Below are 3776 nucleotides of genomic sequence, written 5' to 3'. Positions count from 1 at the left end.
CAACGATAGCAACCAGTATAGAAGCTACGGCAAGAGTGAGGCCTGACTTCACAGTTCCGGAAAACTTTGAATCAACTGGAGGGATGAACTTCCAGGGTGTGGCCAGGGCAGCCCAGGCATCCACAGCAATTTTGCGAATGTCCACTTTCGGAGTGGATTCGGTTTCTGGGGCCTTCTTTTTCAGGTCAGGTTTCAGTTTCGGTGGGTCGAATCCCTTGATTTCTTTTGAAGTCAGAGGTTTTTTCCCGCGTTTTTTACCTTTCCCCCCGGCCGGTTGTGTCCCTGGCGGCAGCCTGGTTTTCCCGGTCGAGGGGTTCGTCGGTTTTGAGGCAGGAGCAGGCGAAGGCGCACTAATGGGTGCGCCGCAGCCCGAGCAGAATTTCTTTCCCCCGGGAACCTCTTTGTTACACTTGGGACAATTCATTGCTGTCTTCTCCACGAGAATAAGTATATTATAGCTGAACAATCAGATTTTCGCGCGGAGATTCAGGTATAGATTGCCAAAAAAACCCGGGCTGCATAAGGCTATTGGCACAAATGTGCGCACAAAAAAGGATTAAATAGTGTCCCGCGCCTTTGTTGACACTGTTTCTACAGTAGGTTAATGTATTCACATGCAAAAACAGGTTGCAGTAAAGTAAAAAACTGACGTAGCGGGTGTGGCCTGCCCCCCGAGAAAAGAACAAGGAGGAATGAGGGGATACTAAGGAAGAGGGGGCAAGCGAGCCATGAAAAGGAAGAGGTACAAGGAAGAGCAGATTGTGAGAATTGTTGGAGAAGTACTGGGAGGCAAGAGCATAGCCCAGGCGAGCCGGGAGTATGCAGTAAGCGAGAACACGATACGCAGATGGAGAGACAAGTACGGAGATATGGAAGTGAACGAGGTAAAACGCCTCAAGCAGCTTGAGACGGAGAACAGGCGGCTCAAAGAGATCGTGGCACAGCAGGCGCTGGACAATGCCGCATTGAAGGATCTGTTGTCAAGAAAATGGTGAGCCCTTCCGACAGGAAGACAGCCGCAAAAGCGTTGATCAAGGACTGGGGATTCTCGGAGAACAAAGGATGCGCTCTGGCGGGAATATCCAGAACGGGGTTTCGATACGTCCCGGTAGTTCGTAAGGACGAAACAGAAATCCGGAGCCGGATAAAAGAACTGGCCTGGATACACAAGAAGTATGGATACCGAATGATCGCGGCGCTGCTTGATCGGGAGGGCAAAAAAGTGAATCACAAGAGAGTGCACCGGATATGGAAAGCCGAGGGGCTGCAACTGCCCCGGCGCAGGCCGAAGAAGAAACGGCACGGTAACACAGTGGAAACAGTGAACAAAGCACAGTACAGGAACCACGTATGGAGCTACGACTTTGTGGCCGACAGCACAGAGCGCGGAGAGAAGATTCGCATACTCGTGGTAGTAGACGAATATACCAGGGAGTGCCTGGAACTTCGCGTAGACAGCTCCATAACATCACGCAAAGTAATGGACACCCTCAGCTGGCTGTTCCTGCTTCGCGGTGCGCCGAAGCACATCCGAAGCGACAACGGCCCGGAGTTCATAGCCCGGTCCCTCTGCAAGTGGCTGGAAGAACAGGGATGCTCCACGATATTCATCACACCCGGCAGCCCCTGGGAAAACCCATACGTCGAAAGTTTCAACTCGCGCCTTCGGGCCGAATGCCTTAACCGGGAATTATTCAGAAACAAAAAAGAAGCACAGAAAATAGTAGAAAACTGGCGGCGCGAGTATAATGAATTGCGCCCACACAGCAGCCTGGGATACAAGACACCGAAGGAATTTGCACAGGAATGTGGCGAGGAAAATATTTCTCTTCACTGCCCAACCTCCGGTCGACCTCCTGTCTCCCTGCGGTTGGGCAGTGAAGCAAGTGAGATCCTTTCGCTATAGAAAGGTATTACCACCAGTAAGGATGGTCTGAACCCCGTTTCCTGGTCCAAAACCTGAGCGAGAAAATGGATAATAAATCGCAAGGGAAAAGGAGATCAGGAAATGAAGAAAAGATTCAGTGAAGAGCAGATAACATTTGCGCTGAGGCAGGCGGAGAGTGGAACACCGGTGCAGGAAATCTGCCGGAAGATGGGGATCGCTGAGCAGACATTTTGCCGATGGAAGAAGAAGTATAAGGGGCTGGGGACAGCTGAAGTTCGCCGCCTCAAGCAGCTTGAAGATGAGAACATCAGGCTGAAACGTCTGGTGGCGGATCTTACCCTGGACAAACAGATGCTCCAGGATGTGCTGTCAAAAAAGCTCTGAGGCCTGCCGTGAAAAGGGATCTCGTGCAGGAGCTTCAGATTGCGTACGAGGTATCGCAGCGGCGGGCCTGCATGACGCTGAAATTCGCAAGATCGGCAATCAGGTATGAAAGCGTGGCAGACCCTCAGCCGGCACTGAGAATGAGGATCAGGGATATAGCGTTTTCCCGTGTTGGATACGGGTATAGAAGAATTCATGTATTGCTGGAGAGGGAAGGCTGGAAGGTGAATCACAAGAGAGTTTACAGGTTGTACCGTGAAGAAGGGCTTGCAATGAGGAAGAAGCCGCCCAGGAGACGCGTGGCGTGTCTGAAACGGGAAATCCGCCCCACGGCATCGAAGAAGAACGAATGCTGGAGTATGGACTTCATGAGCGATCAGCTATATGATGGACGCCGAATCAGGATTTTAACGATAGTGGATAACCATACCCGTGAGAGTCTGGCAACACACGTTGCCCAGCGCATCAGGGGAATTGAAGTCGTGAAGCAACTTGAGAAGATCAGCGCCGAGCACGGAAAGCCGGAAACTATCCGTGTGGACAACGGGCCGGAGTTCATATCGAAGGATGTCGATCTGTGGGCGTACTGGAACAAAGTGCAACTTGATTTCAGCAGGCCCGGCAAGCCCACGGACAATGCGTTCATAGAGGCATTCAATGCAAGACTCCGCCAGGAGTGCCTGAATGAACACTGGTTTATGAGTCTTGACGACGCACAGGAAAAAGTGGAAGCGTGGCGGAAAGATTACAATGAACAAAGACCTCACAGCAGTCTTGGAAATGTTCCACCCTCGGAGTTTGCATCCCGGTACCTCCCCGGGCCTTCCGCTACGCTCCAGTCCCGGGGAGGTACCGGCCCCCCATAATTTTATGCCCAAAACTCACCCTCAGGTTGGACCTAAAACGGGGGCAAGACCATCCCGAACTTCAACACCTTCAAATCCGGTCTGCCGTCTGGGGAATATTCGTCGAACACCTTTTCCAGATACGGTCGCAAAAGATTTTTCTTGAACATATTCTTCACGCCAATAGGGCACCGCAGTGTCCCCATCAAGTAAAAGGAATTTTTATTTAACACTAAAACTGTGGTGGCGAAAAAATATCTGAATATATGGAGTACAGGATAATGGAATTGGGAGGAAATCATCAAGTGAAGGATTTGCAGCAGTTAAAACAATTAACCTTAAATATTCTGGTGACCCTTCCATGAAAGGCATGCGCATGACTCTACCTGAAAATTTATTAGGACTGACATCTGCTTCAGGATTTGACGAAAGAAGAATACCCTCATTAATGCGACCTCCCATAAGTCTTTGAATATTCAGCACTACCATACCGGTTTTCTTAAGATGATCTATCGCTTTATTTCTGATGTACGGATCAAATAAAAAATCGTCCTGTTCGTAAAGTAAAGGTATATATCTTTCTTGAAAACCTTTTTCCTTTGCTAAAGGAAGATAAATCCATAAATTCCCCACCATAAGTCCTTCATACGGTTCTTCTT

The 3776-nt window shown here is 49.8% G+C and carries 5 protein-coding genes; 3 read left to right on the top strand and 2 right to left on the bottom strand.

The window, feature by feature from the left end:
* Positions 1-424, bottom strand: a 424-nt coding sequence (locus KOO63_09640) for a zinc ribbon domain-containing protein (protein ID MBU8922067.1), incomplete at its 3' end; no start/stop codon positions are given.
* Between the two features lie 304 nt (positions 425-728).
* Between KOO63_09640 and KOO63_09635 the strand changes: the two genes are divergently transcribed.
* The 3 genes from KOO63_09635 to KOO63_09625 all read left to right on the top strand — a co-directional run bounded on the left by KOO63_09635 (position 729) and on the right by KOO63_09625 (position 3138).
* Positions 729-995 (top strand): transposase, encoded by a 267-nt coding sequence (locus KOO63_09635; protein MBU8922066.1) that lies wholly within the window; start codon positions 729-731, stop codon positions 993-995.
* Positions 989-1906, top strand: a complete 918-nt coding sequence (locus tag KOO63_09630; GenBank protein MBU8922065.1) for an IS3 family transposase — start codon at positions 989-991, stop codon at positions 1904-1906. The genes KOO63_09635 and KOO63_09630 overlap by 7 nt, the downstream gene beginning before the upstream one ends.
* Positions 1907-2008: 102 nt before the next feature.
* A protein-coding gene (locus tag KOO63_09625) for an IS3 family transposase (GenBank protein ID MBU8922064.1) occupies positions 2009-3138 on the top strand; the annotation gives its coding sequence in 2 pieces (ribosomal slippage) (positions 2009-2258 and positions 2258-3138; 1131 coding nt in all).
* A 201-nt stretch (positions 3139-3339) separates the two neighbouring features.
* Here the strand turns inward: KOO63_09625 and KOO63_09620 are convergent.
* Positions 3340-3776, bottom strand: a 437-nt coding sequence (locus tag KOO63_09620; GenBank protein MBU8922063.1) for a hypothetical protein, incomplete at its 5' end; no start/stop codon positions are given.

It is taken from the genome of Candidatus Latescibacterota bacterium, from assembly GCA_019038625.1.
Lineage (GTDB): Bacteria > Krumholzibacteriota > Krumholzibacteriia > Krumholzibacteriales > Krumholzibacteriaceae > JAGLYV01.
The sequence above is the reverse complement of the archived record's forward strand: the minus strand, read 5'-3'. Positions and strand labels throughout refer to the sequence as shown.

Excerpts from the sequence above, each read along its gene's own strand:
- KOO63_09635 (MBU8922066.1), top strand. The coding sequence starts at position 729 with ATGAAAAGGAAGAGGTACAAGGAAGAGCAGATTGTGAGAATTGTTGGA.
- KOO63_09630 (MBU8922065.1), top strand. The coding sequence starts at position 989 with ATGGTGAGCCCTTCCGACAGGAAGACAGCCGCAAAAGCGTTGATCAAG.